Source organism: Lysinibacillus piscis, from assembly GCF_026012395.1.
Taxonomy (GTDB): Bacteria; Bacillota; Bacilli; order Bacillales_A; family Planococcaceae; genus Lysinibacillus; species Lysinibacillus piscis.
Window position 1 is genome coordinate 183283 of record NZ_BRZA01000005.1, and the last position, 20375, is coordinate 203657.

At 35.8% G+C, this 20375-nt stretch carries 17 protein-coding genes and 1 rRNA gene; 8 read left to right on the forward strand and 10 right to left on the reverse strand.

Features of this window, described 5'->3' with window-relative positions:
* Window positions 1–34 precede the first annotated feature (34 nt).
* From OPF91_RS16485 to rpmH, 10 genes are all read right to left on the reverse strand, one after another.
* Entirely contained in the window at window positions 35–886 is an 852-nt protein-coding gene (locus OPF91_RS16485; protein WP_264990029.1) for a ParB/RepB/Spo0J family partition protein, read from the reverse strand.
* Window positions 879–1640: a ParA family protein gene (locus OPF91_RS16490; RefSeq protein ID WP_264990030.1), complete on the reverse strand. Its 762-nt coding sequence runs from the start codon at window positions 1638–1640 to the stop codon at window positions 879–881. The genes OPF91_RS16485 and OPF91_RS16490 overlap by 8 nt, the downstream gene beginning before the upstream one ends.
* Before the next feature lie 173 nt (window positions 1641–1813).
* Window positions 1814–2707, reverse strand: coding sequence for a nucleoid occlusion protein (gene noc, locus OPF91_RS16495; RefSeq protein WP_264990031.1), 894 nt, complete (start codon window positions 2705–2707; stop codon window positions 1814–1816).
* Window positions 2708–2879: 172 nt separating this feature from the next.
* Entirely contained in the window at window positions 2880–3596 is a 717-nt protein-coding gene (rsmG, locus tag OPF91_RS16500) for a 16S rRNA (guanine(527)-N(7))-methyltransferase RsmG (RefSeq protein WP_264990032.1), read from the reverse strand.
* 62 nt (window positions 3597–3658) lie between these two features.
* On the reverse strand, window positions 3659–5554 hold the full coding sequence (gene mnmG / locus OPF91_RS16505) for a tRNA uridine-5-carboxymethylaminomethyl(34) synthesis enzyme MnmG (protein ID WP_264990033.1): 1896 nt from the start codon (window positions 5552–5554) through the stop codon (window positions 3659–3661).
* An 18-nt stretch (window positions 5555–5572) separates the two neighbouring features.
* Window positions 5573–6958, reverse strand: coding sequence for a tRNA uridine-5-carboxymethylaminomethyl(34) synthesis GTPase MnmE (gene mnmE / locus OPF91_RS16510; protein ID WP_264990034.1), 1386 nt, complete (start codon window positions 6956–6958; stop codon window positions 5573–5575).
* Window positions 6959–7172: 214 nt separating this feature from the next.
* The gene (gene jag / locus OPF91_RS16515; RefSeq protein ID WP_264990035.1) at window positions 7173–7922 is read right to left on the reverse strand and encodes an RNA-binding cell elongation regulator Jag/EloR; all 750 of its coding nucleotides are present in this window, start codon (window positions 7920–7922) and stop codon (window positions 7173–7175) included.
* Complete coding sequence (yidC, locus tag OPF91_RS16520) at window positions 7922–8689, reverse strand: membrane protein insertase YidC (protein WP_264990036.1); 768 nt, start codon at window positions 8687–8689, stop codon at window positions 7922–7924. Before yidC ends, jag begins: the two co-directional genes overlap by 1 nt.
* Window positions 8690–8898: 209 nt before the next feature.
* Window positions 8899–9249 carry a ribonuclease P protein component gene (gene rnpA, locus OPF91_RS16525; protein WP_264990037.1) on the reverse strand — a complete coding sequence of 117 codons (351 nt, stop codon included), beginning with the start codon at window positions 9247–9249 and terminating at the stop codon, window positions 8899–8901.
* Window positions 9250–9328: 79 nt separating this feature from the next.
* On the reverse strand, window positions 9329–9463 hold the full coding sequence (gene rpmH / locus OPF91_RS16530) for a 50S ribosomal protein L34 (protein WP_004233310.1): 135 nt from the start codon (window positions 9461–9463) through the stop codon (window positions 9329–9331).
* A gap of 572 nt (window positions 9464–10035) precedes the next feature.
* On the opposite strand from rpmH, the gene dnaA reads away from it, so the two are divergent.
* The 8 genes from dnaA to OPF91_RS16570 all read left to right on the forward strand — a co-directional run.
* Window positions 10036–11385, forward strand: a complete 1350-nt coding sequence (dnaA, locus tag OPF91_RS16535; protein WP_264990038.1) for a chromosomal replication initiator protein DnaA — start codon at window positions 10036–10038, stop codon at window positions 11383–11385.
* Between the two features lie 169 nt (window positions 11386–11554).
* A complete protein-coding gene (gene dnaN / locus OPF91_RS16540) occupies window positions 11555–12691 on the forward strand; it encodes a DNA polymerase III subunit beta (RefSeq protein WP_264990039.1) in 1137 nt (378 codons plus the stop codon).
* Window positions 12692–12792: 101 nt separating this feature from the next.
* Window positions 12793–13017, forward strand: coding sequence for a S4 domain-containing protein YaaA (gene yaaA / locus OPF91_RS16545; protein ID WP_264990040.1), 225 nt, complete (start codon window positions 12793–12795; stop codon window positions 13015–13017).
* 6 nt (window positions 13018–13023) lie between these two features.
* Complete coding sequence (gene recF / locus OPF91_RS16550; RefSeq protein ID WP_264990041.1) at window positions 13024–14139, forward strand: DNA replication/repair protein RecF; 1116 nt, start codon at window positions 13024–13026, stop codon at window positions 14137–14139.
* 89 nt (window positions 14140–14228) lie between these two features.
* On the forward strand, window positions 14229–16163 hold the full coding sequence (gene gyrB / locus OPF91_RS16555) for a DNA topoisomerase (ATP-hydrolyzing) subunit B (RefSeq protein ID WP_264990042.1): 1935 nt from the start codon (window positions 14229–14231) through the stop codon (window positions 16161–16163).
* A 24-nt stretch (window positions 16164–16187) separates the two neighbouring features.
* The gene (gene gyrA / locus OPF91_RS16560; RefSeq protein ID WP_264990043.1) at window positions 16188–18653 is read left to right on the forward strand and encodes a DNA gyrase subunit A; all 2466 of its coding nucleotides are present in this window, start codon (window positions 16188–16190) and stop codon (window positions 18651–18653) included.
* Window positions 18654–18768: 115 nt separating this feature from the next.
* Entirely contained in the window at window positions 18769–19854 is a 1086-nt protein-coding gene (locus OPF91_RS16565) for an HD-GYP domain-containing protein (RefSeq protein ID WP_264990044.1), read from the forward strand.
* A 409-nt stretch (window positions 19855–20263) separates the two neighbouring features.
* Window positions 20264–20375, forward strand: a 16S ribosomal RNA gene (locus tag OPF91_RS16570); the annotation flags it as partial.

Sequence of the window (20375 nt, forward strand, 5' to 3'; positions counted from 1 at the left end):
TAGAAAAATAGAGAGCGCCATTAAATACGGCGCTCTAATATTCATCCTGTAAATTCAGTATTTCCAAAATTCTCTCTAAATCATCCTCTGAGTAAAATTCAATTTCAATTTTACCTTTATTATTGGATTTTTTTATTTGGACGCTTGTACCAAAATAATCACGTAGCTGCGATTCTTTTGCTGCAATAAATATATCCTTTTTTTTTGGCTCCATTGTTTCACGTGAAACTTCTTCATTTAATTGTTGAATCAAGAGCTCTACTTGGCGCACATTTAACCCTTGCTTCACAATTTTATGTGCTATTTCGGAAATTTTTCTTTTATTTTTAAGTCCTAACAGTGCACGCCCTTGCCCCATTGATAACGCACCATCATTCATCAATGCTCGCACATCTTGTGGCAATGCTAATAGACGAACATGATTGGCAATATGTGGTCTACTTTTACCTAATTTTTTTGAAAGCTCTTCTTGTGTTAAGTGTAGACTTTCCATTAAAGTTTGATAGGCCTCTGCTTCTTCAATAACGGTTAAATCTTCACGCTGTAAATTTTCTAAAATAGCTAATTCCATCATTTGAGCATCTGATAGCTCCTTAACAATAGCTGGAATCACCTCTAAAGCAACTATTTGTGCAGCACGATAGCGTCGCTCCCCAGCAACAATCTCATAATGACGCCCTTTTTTCCGCACGACAATAGGCTGTAAAATACCATATTCCTGTATGGAAGTGGCTAATTCATGCAATGTTTCTTCATCAAAGATTTTACGAGGTTGAAATGGATTTGCAATGATTAGTTTTAATTGTATTTCTTCTATTTGCCCACTATGCTCTAGTGATTCTCCAGGAAATAGTGCACCAATGCCTTTTCCTAAACCTTTAGCCATGTTTAATCACTTCCCTCGCTAACTCTAAATAAACCTCTGCACCTCTTGATTTTGCATCATACACAATAATTGGCTGACCATGACTTGGCGCCTCACTTAATCGCACATTGCGAGGAATAATCGTTTTATAGACCTTATCTTGGAAATATTTCTTTACTTCATCAATAACTTGTATCCCTAAATTTGTTCTTGCATCTAGCATCGTTAATAATACACCATCAATATACAATTGCTGATTCAAATGTTTTTGAACTAAACGAACAGTTGATAATAACTGACTCAACCCTTCTAATGCATAGTATTCACATTGTACAGGAATAATCAAAGCATCTGAAGCCGTGAGTGCATTAATTGTCAGTAATCCTAGTGATGGTGGGCAATCAATAATAATATAATCATATTCTTCTTTGACACTTTGGAGTGCATGCTTTAAACGAACTTCTCTAGAAATAGTAGAGACTAATTCAATTTCTGCACCTGCAAGTGAAATAGTTGCTGGCACAATGGATAAATTTTCAACTGCTGTTTTTTGAATCACATTTTCAACGTTTTCATCATCAATTAATACATCATAAATACAACCTGGTAGATCTCCCTTACTCACACCAAGTCCACTCGTTGTATTCCCCTGTGGATCGGTATCAATTAACAATACTTTCTTACCTAAATGCGCAAGACAAGCACTCAAGTTAACAGATGTTGTCGTTTTTCCTACGCCACCTTTTTGATTGGCGATAGCTATAATTCTTCCCATGAAAAAGCACCTGCTTTCATCTAACGAAGTCACTTTGATTAAACATTGTTCTGTATCTTTCATTCTATCAAAAAAGTAGCAGAAAGTTGTATAAAATATTATGAATATATAAATGAGGCTACTCAGTAATTCTCTGAGTAACCTCATTTTATCTGTATCATGCAATACCCTAATTATTTCTTTTTAGGTATTTTCACTGTAATTTGATAGTATTCTTCAGTGTCTTCTTCTTCAGTTTTCACCGTAATACCGCTTTTCGTCACCATTGATAATGACTGTTTAATTGTATTCAAAGCAATTCGCACATCTTTACTAATAGCTTTACGTTTAGATTTTACTTTTCTAGGTGCTTCCTCTAGTTGTTCTTCGTCCAATGGATGTAACAATAGATGAATATGCTCCTCAAGCTGTCGCACATTCCAATCATTCTCAATAATTTGCTGTAAGGTATCCAATTGTAATGATTGCTCTTTAATAGCGATTAAAGCTCGTGCATGACGCTCCGAGATTTCTCTTTTCAAAATAGCCTGCTGTACTTCTTGTGGTAGCTTTAACAGACGTATTTTATTCGCTATCGTAGATTGTCCTTTTCCAAGTCTTTGGGCAAGCGCCTCTTGTGTTAATTCATGCAGTTCTAATAACTGCTGATAAGCAACCGCTTCTTCAATGGCTGTCAATTCTTCTCGCTGTAGGTTTTCTATTAAAGCAATAGAAGCTGTCTCTTTATCTGTTAAATTTCGTACAATGGCTGGTACTTCTACCCATTGTAGCTTTTTCATTGCTCGATAACGACGCTCACCAGCAATGATTTCGTATTGATTATCCATTGTTTTCCGCACAACAATTGGTTGAATTACACCATGTGTATGAATCGTTCTTGATAGCTCTTCAATTTTCCCATCATCAAAAATAGTACGTGGCTGAAAACGATTAGGTACAATTTGATTGATTGGAAGCTGAATAACCTCTTCTGCTGCACGAACTGTTTCTTCTTGTTCTACTTCAATTTCCACAATAGGCTCCGTTTTATTACCGCCGCCAAAAAAACGTGAAAAAGGACTTTTCATCCAAGTGGCACCACCTTTAAGTAACTATGTTGCTCTGTGTCATTCTATTATTATTTAATATATTTTGTAAATTGTATATAGTACATAGATGTCATTTATGTGAATCATCCATATCTAATATGTATGCTCAAAATGGGGAAAATATTTTGAGCTGTTTCACGTGAAACATCTATTATTGAATAGGTGATTTATTTGGTACACCTGGTTTTCGTGGGTATTTTTTAGGTGTCCCTTTTATTTTATCAAATACATATAAAGTTCGTTCACTTTCTTCTACTGGTAACTGGAAAGAAAACTCTTCTTTTAAAGTAACGCCTAATGTAGTTAAAGCTTTTTTAGCATCTTTTAATTCTTCTGCTCCTGCCGCTGCTTTTAATGCCACAAAATAACCGCCTTGCTTGGCTAAAGGCACACATAATTCTGCAAGAACTGATAGACGCGCTACCGCACGAGCTGTTACTACATCAAATTGTTCACGATACGTTATATTTTGACCAAATTCTTCTGCACGTGAGTGAACAAATTGCATATTTTCTAATTGTAATTCTTCACTTAAATGATTTAAAAAGGTAATTCTTTTATTTAAGGAATCAACAATTGTAACATGCAAATGTGGGAAGCAAATTTTAATTGGGATACTTGGGAAGCCTGCACCTGCACCTACATCACACACGCTCGTAACTTGTGAAAAATCAAAATAAAAGGATGCACTTATTGAATCATAAAAATGCTTTAAATACACGCCTTCTAGATCAGTAATAGCTGTTAAATTCATTTTGTCATTCCACTCTACAAGTAACTCAAAATATTTTTTAAATTGGGCTACTTGCTTATCTGTCAGTTCAATTCCTTTAAGCTTCAAAGCCTCTATAAATTGTTGCTCATTCATATACAGTCTCCTTATCTATTTGCAAAATAGAAAGCGGGCATAAAAGATACCCGCTTCTTATTTTACTCACCGCTTACGCGTGCAATTTTCCCTTGCTCAATATAGACAAGTAAAATTGAAATATCAGCTGGATTAACGCCTGAAATTCGAGATGCCTGTGCGATGGACAATGGTGTCACTTGCTTTAATTTTTGACGTGCCTCTGTTGCTAAACCTGAAATTGCATCATAATCAATGTTTTCTGGTATTTTTTTATTTTCCATTTTATGAAGCTTTTCTACTTGTTGCAATGCTTTTTCGATATAGCCTTCATATTTAAGCTGAATTTCAATTTGTTCCTTCACTTCATCCGACAATTCAATAGCCGATGGAATTAGTGATGCAATTAGCTCATAATGCATTTCTGGACGTTTTAACAAATCAGCTCCACGAATACCATCCTTCAGCTCACTGCCACCTACTGAACGAATAACAGCTTGTGTTGCCTCATTTGGCTTAATAATCACTTCTCGTAAGCGTGCAATTTCTTCTTCAATCAATATTTTCTTGTCATTAAATTGAGCATAGCGCTCTTCTGACACCATACCAATTTGATAACCTTTCTCCACCAAACGTAAATCTGCATTATCATGGCGAAGTAATAAACGATATTCAGCACGAGATGTTAACAAACGATATGGCTCATTTGTTCCTTTTGTCACAAGGTCATCAATTAACACACCAATATACGCATCAGAACGGCTTAAAATAAGCTCTACTTTCTCTAATGCTTTTGCAGCTGCATTCATACCAGCCATTAAGCCTTGACCAGCAGCTTCCTCATAACCAGATGTTCCGTTAATTTGACCAGCTGTATATAAGCCTTTAATACGTTTCGTTTCCAATGTTGGCCATAGCTGTGTTGGTACGATAGCATCGTATTCAATGGCATAACCTGCACGCATCATTTCTGCATTTTCTAATCCTGGAATAGACTTTAATAAACGTGTTTGTACATGCTCTGGCAAACTTGTTGATAAGCCTTGTACATATACTTCACGTGTATTACGTCCTTCTGGCTCTAAGAAAATTTGATGACGTGGCTTATCATTAAAGCGAACAACCTTGTCCTCAATAGAAGGGCAATAACGTGGGCCTGTCCCTTTAATCATCCCTGAGTACATCGGTGACAGATGCAAATTCGCTTCAATAATTTCATGCGTTTCTATACTTGTATAAGTTAACCAGCAAGGAAGCTGGTCCATAATAAACTCAGTTGTTTCAAAGCTAAATGCTCGTGGCACATCATCCCCAGGTTGAATTTCCGTTTTAGAATAATCAATTGTTCGGTTATTCACACGTGGTGGTGTACCTGTTTTAAAACGTACTAAATCAAAGCCAAGTTCTTTCAAATTATCAGCTAAGCGAATAGATGGCTGTTGGTTATTTGGGCCACTTGAATATTTAACATCGCCAATAATAATTTCACCTCGAAGGAATGTACCTGTTGTCACCACAACCGTTTTAGCACGATAAATTGCGCCAATTTGTGTGATAACACCTCGCACTTCTCCTTCTTCAATAATTAGTTCCTCTACCATTCCTTGATGAATCGTTAAATTAGCAGTTTCCTCTAAAATACGTTTCATTTCTTGTTGATATAACACTTTATCTGCCTGTGCTCGTAATGCACGGACTGCTGGGCCTTTTCCTGTGTTTAGCATGCGCATTTGGATATGTGTTTTATCAATGACTTTCCCCATCAAACCACCTAATGCGTCAATTTCTCGTACAACGATTCCTTTAGCGGGACCGCCAATCGATGGATTACATGGCATAAATGCAATCATATCTAAATTGATTGTTAACATTAATGTATTAGCGCCCATTTTTGCAGCAGCATGTGCCGCTTCCACACCTGCATGACCCGCACCTATAACAATGACATCAAATGTTCCTGCCTCATATTGTGTCGGCATTTTTCTCTCTTCCTTTCTTTATTTTCCTAAACAAAATTGTGAAAACAGTTGGTTAATTAAACTTTCCTGCACAGTATCTCCAATAATTTCGCCAAGTATTTCCCACGTTCTAGTTACATCGATTTGTACCATATCTACTGGTACACCAGCTTGTGCTGCTTCAATTGCATCTGCTACTGTTGCTTGTGCTTGATGTAGCAAAGCAATATGTCGTGCATTTGAAACATATGTTAAATCACCCGCTTCAATTTGCCCTTCAAAGAATAGTGCAGCAATGGCTTCCTCTAATTCAGCAATTCCTTCTTCCTGTAAAAGAGAAGTCGTTACGATACGATGATTGCCTGCTAATTCTTTTACACGTGCTAAATCAATTTTTGGCGGTAAATCAGTTTTATTGATAATGACGATATAGTCCATCGCTTGAATCGTTTCAAATAAACGTTCATCTTCAGCAGTTAGTACATCTGCATAATTTAGCACAAATAAAATTAAATCTGCTCCACGTAATGCTTCACGTGAACGTTCTACACCAATACGTTCTACGATATCCTCTGTCTCACGAATTCCTGCTGTATCGACTAAACGAAGTGGTACGCCCCGTACATTCACATACTCCTCTATAATATCACGAGTTGTACCAGCAATATCTGTTACAATTGCTTTATTTTCTTGTACTAAACTATTTAATAAGGACGACTTCCCAACGTTTGGTCGACCTAAAATAACTGTGGATAAACCCTCACGTAAAATTTTGCCCTGTGATGATGTTTGCAAAAGCTTTGCGATTTCTGCTTGCACCCATGTGCATTTTTCGACTAATACAGGAATCGTCATTTCTTCTACATCATCATACTCAGGATAATCTATATTAACCTCTACTTGTGCTAATGTCTCTAATAATGCTTGACGTAAATCTCCAATTAGTCGTGATAATTTGCCATCCATTTGCCCTAATGCGACATTCATCGCTCGATCTGTTTTAGCTCGTATTAAATCCATAACTGCCTCAGCCTGCGATAAATCAATGCGTCCATTTAAAAAAGCACGTTTCGTAAATTCACCAGGCTCAGCAAGTCTCGCACCATTCGTTAATGCCAATTGCAAGACACGATTAACAGATACAAGTCCTCCATGACAATTGATTTCTACTACATCCTCACGTGTAAATGTCTTTGGTCCACGCATTAATGACAGCATGACTTCTTCTACAACCTCATTTGTTTTAGGCTCCACTAGATGACCATAGTGAATTGTATGTGAGGCCACTGTAGCTAATTTTTTAGCATTAGGTGACCGAAAAATTCTATCTGCAATGTGGATTGCTTCATCCCCACTTAGACGAACAATAGCAATCGCTCCTTCTCCCATCGGTGTGGATATCGCCGCAATTGTATCAAATTCCATCCAATGCCCTCCTTAACGTTATCAACATGTGGATAATTAAAAACGTTCGATACTTACTAACATCTTAGATTAACATATTTTCTTCAAAATCTAAAGTATTGTGGATAACAGTAACTATAAAATATCACCTCGTATATTCGTATTACCCAAGAAAAAAGACCATTTTACACATGGTAAAATGGCCTTTTTCTTGTCTGTATATTTTAATAAGCTATTAATTTTTTACAGGCTCGATTACTAAATATCGATGCGGCTCGATTCCTTCAGAATACGTTTCAATATCTATGCGATTGGCTAATTGATTATGGATAATTTTTCTCTCATAAGAAGGCATCGGCTCGAATTCTACCCGCTGGCGTAATCGTAATGCTTTATCCGCCATACGATCTGCTAATAATTCCAATGCTTCTTGACGTCGTTCACGATAATTTTCCACATCTAGCTTTGCCAGTAGAAATTGCTTTGAGTTTTTATTGAGTACGAGCTGTGTTAATTGCTGCAAAGCATTTAATGTTTGACCACGTTTCCCAATCAATAGTGCAGCTTTTTCACTTTGTAATTGAAACAAGACATGCTTTCCTTCACTAGTTGTTTCAATCTTAAGATCGTCAATCCCTAGCTGCTCTGCGATAGAAGTTAAATATTTTTTGACATCCTTAAGTGGATCCATTTCTTCTTGCTCAATTACCGCGATATCATTCTGTGGTTCAGAAACGAGTGAACTTTTCTCTTCTACTACCTCATTAAACGGAGTATCTACTTGCTGCTCCGTTATCACTGAATGCATTTGTACTTCTTTCACTGTCACACGCACTTCGGCAGAGCGTGTGCCAAAACCTAAAAATCCTTTTCTACCTTCTTGTAAAACTTCAACATCTACTTGTTCACGGGTTTTGCCAAGTTTCTGTAACGCTAATGAGATCGCCTCTTGTGTTGTTGCGCCTATTTGCGTAAGTTGCTTCACTATTTAGCCCCTCCATTTTGAGCAGGTTGTGTTTTATTTTTTTCCCAAGGTTTATAAATATACAGGTTTTGAAGAATAGAGATAATGTTCCCAACTACCCAGTACAAAGATAAAGCTGCTGGTAATGCTATACCAAATGCAATAATCATAAACGGCATAATATACATCATCATCTTCATCTGAGGATTGTCCATCGCAGGACCTGTGCGTAACACAATAAATTGCATTAAACCAGCAACTATAGCTAACACTGGCGCAGATTCTGCTAATGGGAAGATAAAGAAATTCCCTAAATCAAACGCAGGCGTCGCATTCATGCGGCTAATAGCATGATAGAAACCAATCAAAATTGGCATTTGAATGAGCACTGGCAAACATCCAGACAATGGATTGACGCCTGATTCCCCCATCAACTTCATCATTTCTTGCTGATATTTTTGTTGTGTTTGTGCATCCTTAGACGCATACTTTTTTTGCAATTCCTTCAATTTTGGCTGAATTTCTTGCATCTTTTTTGAACTTTTTGTTTGCTTGATCATTAGTGGAAGAATCGCTAAACGAATAATAATCGTTACCGCAATAATTCCCCATGCATATGTGCCAAGTAAATCCGCAAAAAACTTAATGGCTGTTACTAAAGGCCATACAATAAATTCGTTCCAGAAACCCGTACTATCTTTGGAAATGGGTTCATTGAATTCTGTACAACCAGACAGCAGTAATACTACTGACACTAGTGTCAAAATAAACAAAAATTGCTTTTTCAACCTTCTTCCTCCTAAAATACGATTCACTTATGAAATTTTGTTTTTATTGCTAAACTGCATAACTTATTGACACTTCATCAAAGTTATTCATTATTCTATCATGCAATCAATAGTACAGACTATAAAATAATAGTATGAATTTTGCATAATTTTTAATGTTACTTGTATATTCAAATCTACTTTTGTTCAACACCACTTAGACTGTCCACTCACATATTACCTTTTTTCAATACTTTTGCGATGCGGAGTACATGCTGTAAACTGGTTTTTACTTCATGAAAATTCATAGTGGCCGCCGGTTGTCTGGCGATAATAACATAATCCATATTCGGCTTTAGCTCATCCTTTAATTCTTGAACACTTTGTCGAATATAGCGTTTAATTTGGTTGCGTGTTACCGCATTACCTAACTTTTTACTAACAGATAAACCAACTCGAAACTCTGTTTGTCCCTCTTTTGCTAAAAAATAAACAACAAACTGACGATTAGCGAAAGATTTACCTTTTTTAAACACCTTTTGAAAGTCATCATTTTTTTTCACTCGCTGGCGTTTTTTCATTTCTCTCACCTACTATCAGATTTCTCTATTTTTAAAAATAAAGAAAAAAAGACCACTGATGTGGCTCAGTGGACTTATTTTATGCTGATAAAACTTTTCTTCCTTTGCGACGACGTGCAGCAAGAACTTTACGACCGTTTTTAGTGCTCATACGTGCGCGGAAACCGTGAACTTTACTATGTTTACGTTTTTTCGGTTGATAAGTACGTTTCATGTTATATAGACACCTCCTGAATGAAAGTTGAATTTTTCAACATACAGACTTGAGTATTATACAAAGTTTTATGGACTATTGTCAATGAGTTTTGCAAATTTTATCCCGCATAAATGAAAACTTTACGTAATCTAAGCAAGTTTAGTCATGTACTATTCGCTCCCATTTATTGAAGCTTCACCACTATTTATATTAACAACATAAGTAATTATCCACAAATTCAGTTCTTTCTTTACACAGGTTTTGTGGATAGTACTTTTAGCTATTTTTTTATCCACAATAATTATCTACAGGTTTTTAACATACTCAGAGCTTGTGGACAACATAATTATGGATAAATAATTTAAATGTGGATAAGGTTTAGAAAGTATTGAAATTACTCTGTTTTTTTGATACTATAACTGTGCTTTGCTTTGTTGACAACTTTGTTAACAACTATTTTATCCACAATTGTTGATAGTGTGTGGATAAGTTTTAAACAGCCTATGATTAACTTTTATCCACAACTTGTGATTTTGTGGATGATTACTAATAAACACTATTTTTTTGTTACTGTAAAGGAGATTTGAAGCTTGGAACATTTAGATGAACTATGGAAAAATGTCCTGGCTAAAGTTGAACAAAAAATTTCTAAACCCAGCTTTGAAACATGGCTACGGGCTACAAAACTACTTTCTTATAACAGTAGTACGTACACAGCAACCATAGCTGCACCTAATTCATTTGCTAGAGACTGGCTTGAAGACTATTATGTACACCTAATTACAGGTATATTAACAGAGCTTACAGGTCAAGACTTACTTATTAAATTTGTTGTTCAAAAAGACCAGGATTCGGACGATTTTGAATTGCCTCCTCCGATTATCCAAGCCAAAAATAACGATCAGAATGATATTTCACTAGGTATGTTAAATTCAAAATATACTTTTGATACGTTTGTAATTGGTTCAGGTAATCGATTCGCACATGCTGCTTCATTAGCTGTAGCTGAAGCACCTGCAAAAGCCTATAATCCATTTTTCATTTATGGAGGAGTTGGTTTAGGAAAAACGCATTTAATGCATGCTATTGGCCATTATGTATTAGAGCATAATCCCAATGCCAAAGTAGTTTATTTATCATCTGAGAAATTTACCAATGAATTTATTAACTCGATTCGTGATAATAAAGCAGTCGATTTCCGCAATAAATATCGCAATGTCGATGTACTGTTAATTGATGATATTCAATTTTTAGCTGGAAAAGAATCAACCCAAGAAGAATTCTTCCATACGTTTAATGCATTACATGAAGAATCTAAGCAAATTGTTATTTCAAGTGACCGCCCGCCTAAAGAAATTCCGACTTTGGAAGATCGCTTACGTTCTCGATTTGAATGGGGCTTAATTACAGATATCGCACCACCAGATTTAGAAACACGTATCGCTATATTAAGAAAAAAGGCAAAAGCGGATGGTTTAGATGTTTCCAATGAAGTAATGCTGTATATTGCAAATCAAATTGACTCTAATATTCGTGAATTAGAAGGTGCACTTATTCGTGTCGTGGCTTATTCATCTTTAGTAAATAAGGATGTTACAGCTGCACTAGCTGCAGAGGCTCTGAAAGATATTATTCCGAATTCTAAACCTAGAGCTGTAACAATTCTAGATATTCAAAATGCTGTTGGAGAGCATTTTAATATTCGTTTAGAAGACTTTTCAGCAAAAAAACGTACAAAGTTAATCGCCTTTCCACGTCAAGTTGCTATGTATTTATCACGTGAGCTAACGGATTTCTCACTACCTAAAATTGGCGAAGAGTTTGGTGGACGTGACCATACTACCGTTATCCATGCACATGAAAAAATATCCTCTCTATTGAAAAATGATGCCCAATTACAACAAGACATTAAACATATTAGAAGTATGTTAGGGAAATAATGTTGTGGATAATATCATGATTTCTTAGAGAACTTATACACAGTCTATCTACATGTGGATAGACTGATTTTATTCATATTAGCGCACTTATCCACAAATCCACAGCACCTATTACTATATCTATCTTTATTTAATTAATAAATAATATAATTATGTGAGGGAAAAAAGAATGAAATTTGATATTTTACGAGATCATTTACTGAATGGTTTAAACGATGTCATAAAAGCCGTTAGTTCTAAAACAACAATACCTATTTTAACTGGTATCAAAATTGATGTTACACATGAAGGAATTCGTTTAACTGGTAGTGATGCCGATATTACTGTTCAAACATTTATTCCAGCAGAGCAAGATAACCAGCAAATTATCAACATCACAGAAACAGGTTCTATTGTTGTACAAGCACGTATGTTCAATGAAATTGTACGAAAACTCCCTACAAATGAAGTAGAGATTCATGTGACAGAAGGATTACAGACACATATTCGTTCTGGTAAATCTGAGTTTCATTTAATCGGGTCAGATGCGTCAGAATACCCACTTTTACCAGAATTGCTGGAAGATCAAAAATTTACTATACCTGCTGATTTATTAAAGTCGATTATTCGTGAAACAGTGTTCGCTGTAGCTACTTCAGAAAGTAGACCGGTGTTGACAGGTGTAAACTGGCAAATAAAAAATGAAACATTAATCTGTACTGCAACAGATAGTCATCGTTTAGCAAGAAGAAAAATTCAATTAGAAAATTTACCAAGAGTAGAACATAGTGTTGTTATTCCAGGGAAAAGTTTAAATGAATTAAACAAGGTGTTAGAAGATTCGACAAATGCTGTTGAGATTGTTATTACAAGTCAGCAAGTATTATTTAAAACAGGTGACGTATTATTCTTCTCTCGTTTACTCGAAGGAAATTATCCTGATACTTCACGTCTTATTCCAGAAGAATACCAAACAAATGTGACAGTTAATGGTAAAGCTTTATTGCAAGCGATTGATCGTGCATCATTAGTAGCACGTGGTGATCGCAATAATGTTGTACGTTTTGAAATTTTAGATCAGCAAACAATCGAAATTTCTTCTAATTCACCAGAAATTGGGAAAGTACAAGAGGAAATTTCGGTAGAAGCATTGGAAGGAGAAAACTTAAAAATTTCATTCAGTGCTAAATATATGATGGAGGCATTAAAAGCGATTGATGGTCAGGATGTTATTATCCAATTCACAGGCACAATGAGACCATTTATTTTACGCTCTATTCATGATGATGCCATCCTGCAATTAATTTTACCTGTACGCACATATTAATTTTCAAGATAGTCATCATGTGGTGACTATCTTTTTTTACTTATGGTGAGAATTTAGGTATGATAGTGTAATAGATAGTCTGAATTTGGAGGAACGTAGCTATGCAAGATATTAAAATTGATGTGGAGTTTGTCACGTTAGGACAACTACTAAAAATAACAGATGTTATTAGCTCTGGCGGCATGGCCAAATGGTTTTTACAGGAAAACGATGTATACGTCAACGGAGAAGTAGATAATCGCCGTGGCAGAAAATTACGTGATGGAGATATTATTAATATTCCTAACTGTGGTCGATTTCGTATTGTAGGGTCTGTTAATAATTAATATATTATGTATATCCATCATTTAAAACTTACAAATTATCGTAACTATGCAGCTATGGCTTTAGAGTTTTCTCCCAAAATTAATGTTTTTATTGGTGAAAATGCGCAAGGAAAAACAAATGTTATGGAATCAATCTATGTGTTAGCGATGGCCAAATCACATAGAACATCTAATGATAAAGAATTGATACGTTGGGATTCAGAGTATGGTAAAATAGAAGGTGCGGTTGAAAAACGGCATGGTGCTCTGCCAATCGAACTAACGATTACGAAAAAGGGCAAGAAGGGTAAGATAAATCATTTAGAGCAAAGCCGTCTTAGTCACTATATTGGTCAAATGAATGTTGTCATGTTCGCGCCAGAAGACTTAAACATCGTAAAAGGAAGTCCCCAAATTCGCCGACGCTTTATCGATATGGAGATTGGGCAAATTTCACCTATCTATTTACATGATTTATTAACCTTCCAAAAAATTCTAAAGCAACGTAATCATTTTTTAAAGATAAATCAAGGTAAGTCGGCTATAGATTCAGTGATGTATGACGTTTACAATGAACAATATATTCACGCTGCTATTCAAATTATTCGTAAAAGATTTCAATTTATGGATCTTTTACAGGAATGGGCGGAACCGATTCATACAGGCATTTCACAGGGGAAAGAGAAATTAGTTATTCAATATAATACGGTTTTAGGCATTGAAAAAAACCATAGCATAAATGAAATGGAAGATATTTTATTTGCAAAATTGAAAGATAGCCAAGAGCGAGAAATTAATCGAGGTGTAACACTTGTTGGACCACATCGAGATGATTTGAAATTTTTAGTGAATGATTATGATGTTCAGACATATGGCTCACAAGGTCAACAACGTACAACAGCATTATCATTAAAATTAGCTGAAATAGAATTAATTAAACAAGAAACAAATGAAACACCCATACTACTTTTAGATGATGTATTATCTGAACTTGATGATTATCGACAATCGCATTTATTGAATACTATTCAGGGAGAAGTCCAAACATTTGTTACTACGACAAGTGTTGATGGTATTCATCATGCAACGATGGAGCATGCACAATTGTTCCATGTGAAACAAGGTGCGATTGAAAAGGGTTAGTTAGGGAGTTTTTTAGCTTATAAAAGAATGGTAATAGTCAGCTCGGTTGACTATTCACTCATTTACACAATGATGTTATGAAGGAGTAGATGAAAGCCGTGACTATAGAAAATGAAGGCTTGCAAAATCAAGCGTATGAAGCTGATCAAATACAGGTATTAGAAGGTCTAGAAGCGGTACGCAAAAGACCAGGTATGTATATTGGTTCAACAAGCTCTAAAGGGCTACACCATTTAGTATGGGAAATTGTTGACAATAGTATTGATGAAGCACTTGCAGGATTTTGTACGGATATAACGGTAACAATTGAAAAGGATAATTGGATTCGAGTAGAGGATAATGGTCGTGGTATCCCTGTAAGTATTCAAGAGAAAATGGGCAAACCTGCCGTAGAAGTTATTATGACTGTACTACATGCCGGTGGTAAATTTGGCGGTGGTGGTTATAAAGTGTCTGGTGGACTTCATGGCGTTGGGGCATCAGTAGTGAATGCACTTTCTGTGGAAACAATTGTTCAAGTTCATCGTGATGGTCATATTCATGAGATTAAATTTGAACGTGGTAAAACGATTCAAGAATTAACGATTATTGGTGAATCTACTTATACGGGAACGACAACTCGCTTTAAGGCGGATCCTGAAATTTTTAAAGAAACAACGGTTTATGAATTTGATATTTTAGCACATCGTATCCGTGAATTAGCTTACTTGAATCGTGGCATTAAAATTACAATTACAGATGAACGTGAGGAAGAATTACGCTCCACTACATATCATTATGAAGGTGGTATTCGTTCTTATGTAGAGCATTTGAATCAATCAAAGGAACCAATCCATGAGCCTATTGATGTTCTTGGAGAAAAAGATGGGATATCAGTTGAAATCGCTATGCAATATAATGCTGGCTTTTCTTCTAGCATCTTTTCATTTGCTAACAACATCAACACATATGAAGGTGGGACACATGAATCTGGCTTCAAAACAGCATTAACAAGAGTAATTAATGATTATGCACGTAAAAACGGCTTGCTTAAAGAGGCAGATGCTAATCTAACTGGTGAAGATGTTCGTGAAGGTTTAACAGCTATTGTTTCTGTTAAACATCCAGATCCACAGTTTGAAGGTCAAACAAAAACCAAATTAGGGAATTCTGAAGTAAGTCAAATTACTAACGCGTTATTCTCTGATGGTTTTGAGCGCTTTATGTTAGAAAATCCAACTGTTGCTCGAAAAATTGTAGACAAAGGTTTAATGGCTGCACGAGCACGTATTGCTGCCAAAAAGGCACGTGAGTTTACACGTCGCAAAAATGCGTTAGAAGTATCAAGCTTACCTGGTAAATTAGCAGATTGTTCTTCTACAAATCCAGCAGAAAGTGAAATTTATATCGTTGAGGGTGATTCTGCGGGAGGATCTGCAAAATCTGGACGTGATCGTCACTTCCAAGCCATTTTACCGTTGCGTGGTAAAGTGTTAAACGTAGAAAAGGCAAGACTAGATAAAATTTTATCGAATGCTGAGATTCGTGCCATGATTACTGCTTTCGGTACAGGTATTGGAGAAGAATTTAATTTAGAAAAGGCACGTTATCATAAAATCGTTATTATGACAGATGCAGATGTTGATGGTGCACATATTCGTACATTATTATTAACATTCTTCTTCCGATTCTTACGTCCTCTAATTGAAGCTGGCTATATTTATATTGCACAACCGCCACTTTATCAAGTAAAACAAGGGAAGCATGTTGAATATTGCTATGATGATGAAACATTAAAAGAGATTTTAGAGCGACTTCCAAAAATGCCAAGACCGAATGTTCAACGCTATAAAGGGCTTGGCGAAATGAATGCTGAGCAGCTTTGGGATACGACAATGGACCCTGAGCATCGTACATTATTACAAGTTGAGCTAGATGATGCGATTAAAGCAGATCAAGCTTTTGAGCGTTTAATGGGGGACGATGTTGAACCACGTCGTCAATTTATTGAGGAAAACGCTGTCTATGCGAATTTAGATATTTAATTGTCTTGAGAGGAGGTTTACACTTTGTCAGAACAAGAACGCTCTGGTATTAAAGGAGTTAACATAACAAAAGAAATCGAAACATCCTTTCTTGATTATGCAATGAGTGTAATCGTATCACGTGCATTACCTGATGTGCGTGATGGTTTAAAACCTGTACATCGCCGTATTCTTTATGGGATGCAGGAATTAGGAAATACAGCTGATAAGCCATATAAAAAATCCGCACGTATTGTTGGGGATGTAATGGGGAAATACCATCCACATGGTGACTCTTCTATTTATGATGCAATGGTGCGTATGGCACAAGATTTTAGCTATCGTTACATGTTAGTAGATGGTCATGGGAACTTTGGTTCTGTCGATGGTGATGGAGCGGCAGCAATGCGTTATACGGAATCGCGTATGTCAAAAATTGCAATGGAAATGTTACGTGACATTAATAAAGATACGATTGATTATACAGATAACTATGATGGTTCAGAAAAAGAACCTGTTGTTTTACCGAGTCGCTATCCTAACTTATTAGTAAATGGTGCTACTGGTATTGCGGTTGGGATGGCTACAAACATCCCTCCACATCAGTTAGGAGAAACGATTGATGCCGTATTAGCACTTTCAGAAAATCCTGCGATTACAACAGAGGAATTAATGGAGTTTATTCCAGGACCTGATTTTCCTACAGGTGGCTTAATCGTAGGACGAAGTGGTATTCGACGTGCTTATGATACAGGTAGAGGCTCCATTATTATTCGTGCTAAGGTAGAGATTGAGCAAAAGTCAAATGGTAAAGAAACAATTATTGTTCATGAATTACCTTATCAAGTGAATAAAGCAAGATTAATCGAAAAAATTGCTGAGCTTGTTCGTGATAAAAAAATTGATGGGATTACCACTCTACGTGATGAGTCTGACCGTCAAGGGATGCGAATTGTTATAGAGGTTCGGAAAGATGCGAATGCAAATGTCGTATTAAATAATTTATATAAACAAACAGCTATGCAATCAAGCTTTGGGATTAATATGCTGGCATTAGCAAATGGTCAACCAAAAGTAATGGGATTAAAGGAAATCTTGCATCATTACTTAGAGCATCAAAAGGTGATTATTCGTCGTCGTACAGCGTTTGATTTAAGAAAAGCTGAAGATCGCGCACACATTTTAGAAGGTTTGCGAATTGCATTAGACCATATTGATGAGATTATTGCGATTATTCGAGGATCTCGCAGTGGGGAAGAAGCAAAGCCACAATTAATGGAGCGTTTTGCTTTATCTGAACGTCAAGCACAGGCTATTTTAGATATGCGTTTAGTTCGTTTAAGTGGATTGGAACGAGAGAAAATTGAAGCAGAATATCAGGAACTTCAGGTGCTGATTGCTGAATTGAAAGCTATATTAGCAGATGAAGCTAAAATTCTTGAGATTATTCGTACTGAAATTTTAGAAGTGAAAGAACGTTTTAACGATATACGTCGTACAGAGATAACATCTGGTGGTATCGAGATGATTGAGGACGAGGATTTAATTCCCGTTGAAAATTCAGTTGTAACGTTAACACATAATGGGTATATTAAACGTTTAGCTGCGAGCACATACCGTAGTCAAAAACGTGGAGGTCGTGGTGTACAAGGGATGGGTACCAATGAAGATGATTTTGTTGAGCATCTTATGAATACATCTACACACGATACCATCTTATTCTTTACTTCAAAAGGGAAAGTATTTAGAGCTAAAGGTTATGAGATACCTGAATTTGGTCGAACAGCGAAGGGCTTGCCAATCGTGAATTTATTGAATATCGAAAAAGATGAAAAAGTAACAGCAATGATTCGAGTAGATTCATTTGATGAGGATGCTTACTTTATTTTCACAACTAAAATCGGTATTACTAAGCGGACATCTGTATCTCAATTTGCCAATATCCGTACAAATGGTTTAATTGCTATTAGTTTACGTGATGACGATGATCTTATTTCAGTTCGCTTAACGGATGGTAATAAACAAATTGTGATTGGTACACGAGATGGCATGCTTGTCCGTTTCCAAGAAGAAGATATTCGTTCGATGGGCCGTACTGCAAGTGGTGTGCGTGGTATAAAATTGCGTGATGGTGATGCAGTAGTTGGTATGGAGATTATTGAAGAAGGGCAAGATATTCTAGTTGTTACTGAAAAAGGCTATGGTAAACGTACTTCTGAAGAGGAATATCGTTTACAAAGTCGAGGCGGTCTAGGGTTAAAAACAATTCAAATTACAGATAAAAATGGCCCGATGGTAGCTGTGAAAACAGTCAACGGTTCTGAAGATCTGATGTTGATTACGATTAATGGTATGTTAATTCGTATGGATGTCAGTGATATTTCTCAAATTGGCCGTAGTACACAAGGGGTGCGACTAATTCGATTAGGTGATGAAGAATTAGTAGCCACAGTAGCCAAAGTAGAAAAAGAAGAAAATAGTGAAGAAAAAGAAATAGAGATAGAAGAATAAAGAAAAAGATGATAACGACAACAAAAGTTGACGTTATCGTTTTTTTTATCACAAAATATGAAAAATAAGTAGTATTATGAAGATACTGATAAAATCATAAAGAGGTGGCGATGAAGTGGAAAGCATATATATACCAGTTTCAGAATTACGTGTTGGGAAAATTATTTCAGAAGATATTTTTGCTAATACTCAATATCCAATAGTCTTCAAAGATACAACTGTTTCATATGAGCATTTACAAGTGTTTTTTGCTTTTAATGTTTCAAAGGTTCAAGTGTATAAAGAAATTTCAACGGATTCATTACAGGCGGATGACGAAAATATCGAACTGCCGATAGAGGCTATTCCAACCTTCGGAAAAATATATAAAAGCGCTATAGAACAATTTAAAAAGGAATTTAAAAATTGGGAAGCGGGCGCCAAAATTGATATCACAAAAGTGCGTACACTTATTTTACCTTTATTAGATATGGTTCTAGAAGATCGTACAATTATTTTTGATTTAAACGAGTATTCGAGTCCTAAAGATTATTTATACCATCATTGTGTTGCAACGGCATTGATTTCATCTGTCATTGCCCAAAAATTAGGATATGATAAGGGGATGACAATTCAAATTGCAATTGGTGGACTATTAGCTGACTGTGGTATGGCTAAAATCCATCCACGTATTCGTGATAAAAATTCATCTTTAACAGAACAAGAATTCAATGAAATATATAAACATCCAATTTATAGTTATACGATGGTTAAGGATTTAACTATTCTAAAAAGTACAATAAAAGAAGCTATTTTCCAACATCATGAACGCTTAAATGGCAGTGGCTATCCTAAAGGTGAGAAAATCGCTAATATATCTATTTTTGCGCAAATTATTGCCGTGGCAGATGTATTTCATGCGATGACATGTGAACGATTATATAGAGCAAAACAATCTTCTTTTAAAGTGATTGAAATGATTAACGAATCAGAGTTTGGAAAATTTGATATTAAAGTAGTTCGTGCATTAATTGATATTGTGGCAGATTTACCAATTGGCACAACAGTGGAATTATCCAATTTAGAACGTGGAGAAGTAATGTATGTAAATAAATTTGCACCAACGCGTCCTTTAATTAAATTGGATTTTTCAGGAGAAATTTTCGATTTAAGTAAACATCGTACTTTTTATATTTCACGTATTATTACAAATCAATTATAAGTAGAAGATTTTATTATTTGTGATGATGGGAATAATTAAAATGTTGCGAGTAGGTAAATAAGTGAGTGTGGTTAAATTTTTAATCACGCTCACTTATTTTGAAACTTGAGGCTTATATATTGTTTAAGTAACTGAAGAAGTGATTGAGGCTACGTAAGTGAATTGCAATTGTAGTTTAAAAACTATGTAGAAGAAGCTAAAGATGAATATTTTATATACTCACTATATTTTTTTGAAAAAGTATTGACGTATATTAAAATTCTTGTTATTATTACTAAGTCGCCAAGAGATGGCGCACAAATGAACCTTGAAAACTGAACAAACAAAGCGTAATCAATAAAGTAAGACAATTTGGATGTCATATTAAATATGATGCCAGCAATGAGATTTGAGTTATTCAGATTTCTCTTTTATGGAGAGTTTGATCCTGGCTCAGGACGAACGCTGGCGGCGTGCCTAATACATGCAAGTCGAGCGGACGAAGAAGGAGCTTGCTCCTTTGACGTTAGCGGCGGACGGGT

What these genes read in the sequence shown, in the direction of transcription:
- OPF91_RS16485 (WP_264990029.1), bottom strand. Translation starts at nt 886, where the DNA reads ATGGCTAAAGGTTTAGGAAAAGGCATTGGTGCACTATTTCCTGGAGAA.
- gyrB (WP_264990042.1), top strand. Translation starts at nt 14,229, where the DNA reads ATGAAAGCCGTGACTATAGAAAATGAAGGCTTGCAAAATCAAGCGTAT.
- recF (WP_264990041.1), top strand. Translation starts at nt 13,024, where the DNA reads ATGTATATCCATCATTTAAAACTTACAAATTATCGTAACTATGCAGCT.
- dnaN (WP_264990039.1), top strand. Translation starts at nt 11,555, where the DNA reads ATGAAATTTGATATTTTACGAGATCATTTACTGAATGGTTTAAACGAT.
- OPF91_RS16490 (WP_264990030.1), bottom strand. Translation starts at nt 1,640, where the DNA reads ATGGGAAGAATTATAGCTATCGCCAATCAAAAAGGTGGCGTAGGAAAA.
- rnpA (WP_264990037.1), bottom strand. Translation starts at nt 9,249, where the DNA reads ATGAAAAAACGCCAGCGAGTGAAAAAAAATGATGACTTTCAAAAGGTG.
- rsmG (WP_264990032.1), bottom strand. Translation starts at nt 3,596, where the DNA reads ATGAATGAGCAACAATTTATAGAGGCTTTGAAGCTTAAAGGAATTGAA.
- rpmH (WP_004233310.1), bottom strand. Translation starts at nt 9,463, where the DNA reads ATGAAACGTACTTATCAACCGAAAAAACGTAAACATAGTAAAGTTCAC.
- mnmE (WP_264990034.1), bottom strand. Translation starts at nt 6,958, where the DNA reads ATGGAATTTGATACAATTGCGGCGATATCCACACCGATGGGAGAAGGA.
- noc (WP_264990031.1), bottom strand. Translation starts at nt 2,707, where the DNA reads ATGAAAAGTCCTTTTTCACGTTTTTTTGGCGGCGGTAATAAAACGGAG.
- mnmG (WP_264990033.1), bottom strand. Translation starts at nt 5,554, where the DNA reads ATGCCGACACAATATGAGGCAGGAACATTTGATGTCATTGTTATAGGT.
- yaaA (WP_264990040.1), top strand. Translation starts at nt 12,793, where the DNA reads ATGCAAGATATTAAAATTGATGTGGAGTTTGTCACGTTAGGACAACTA.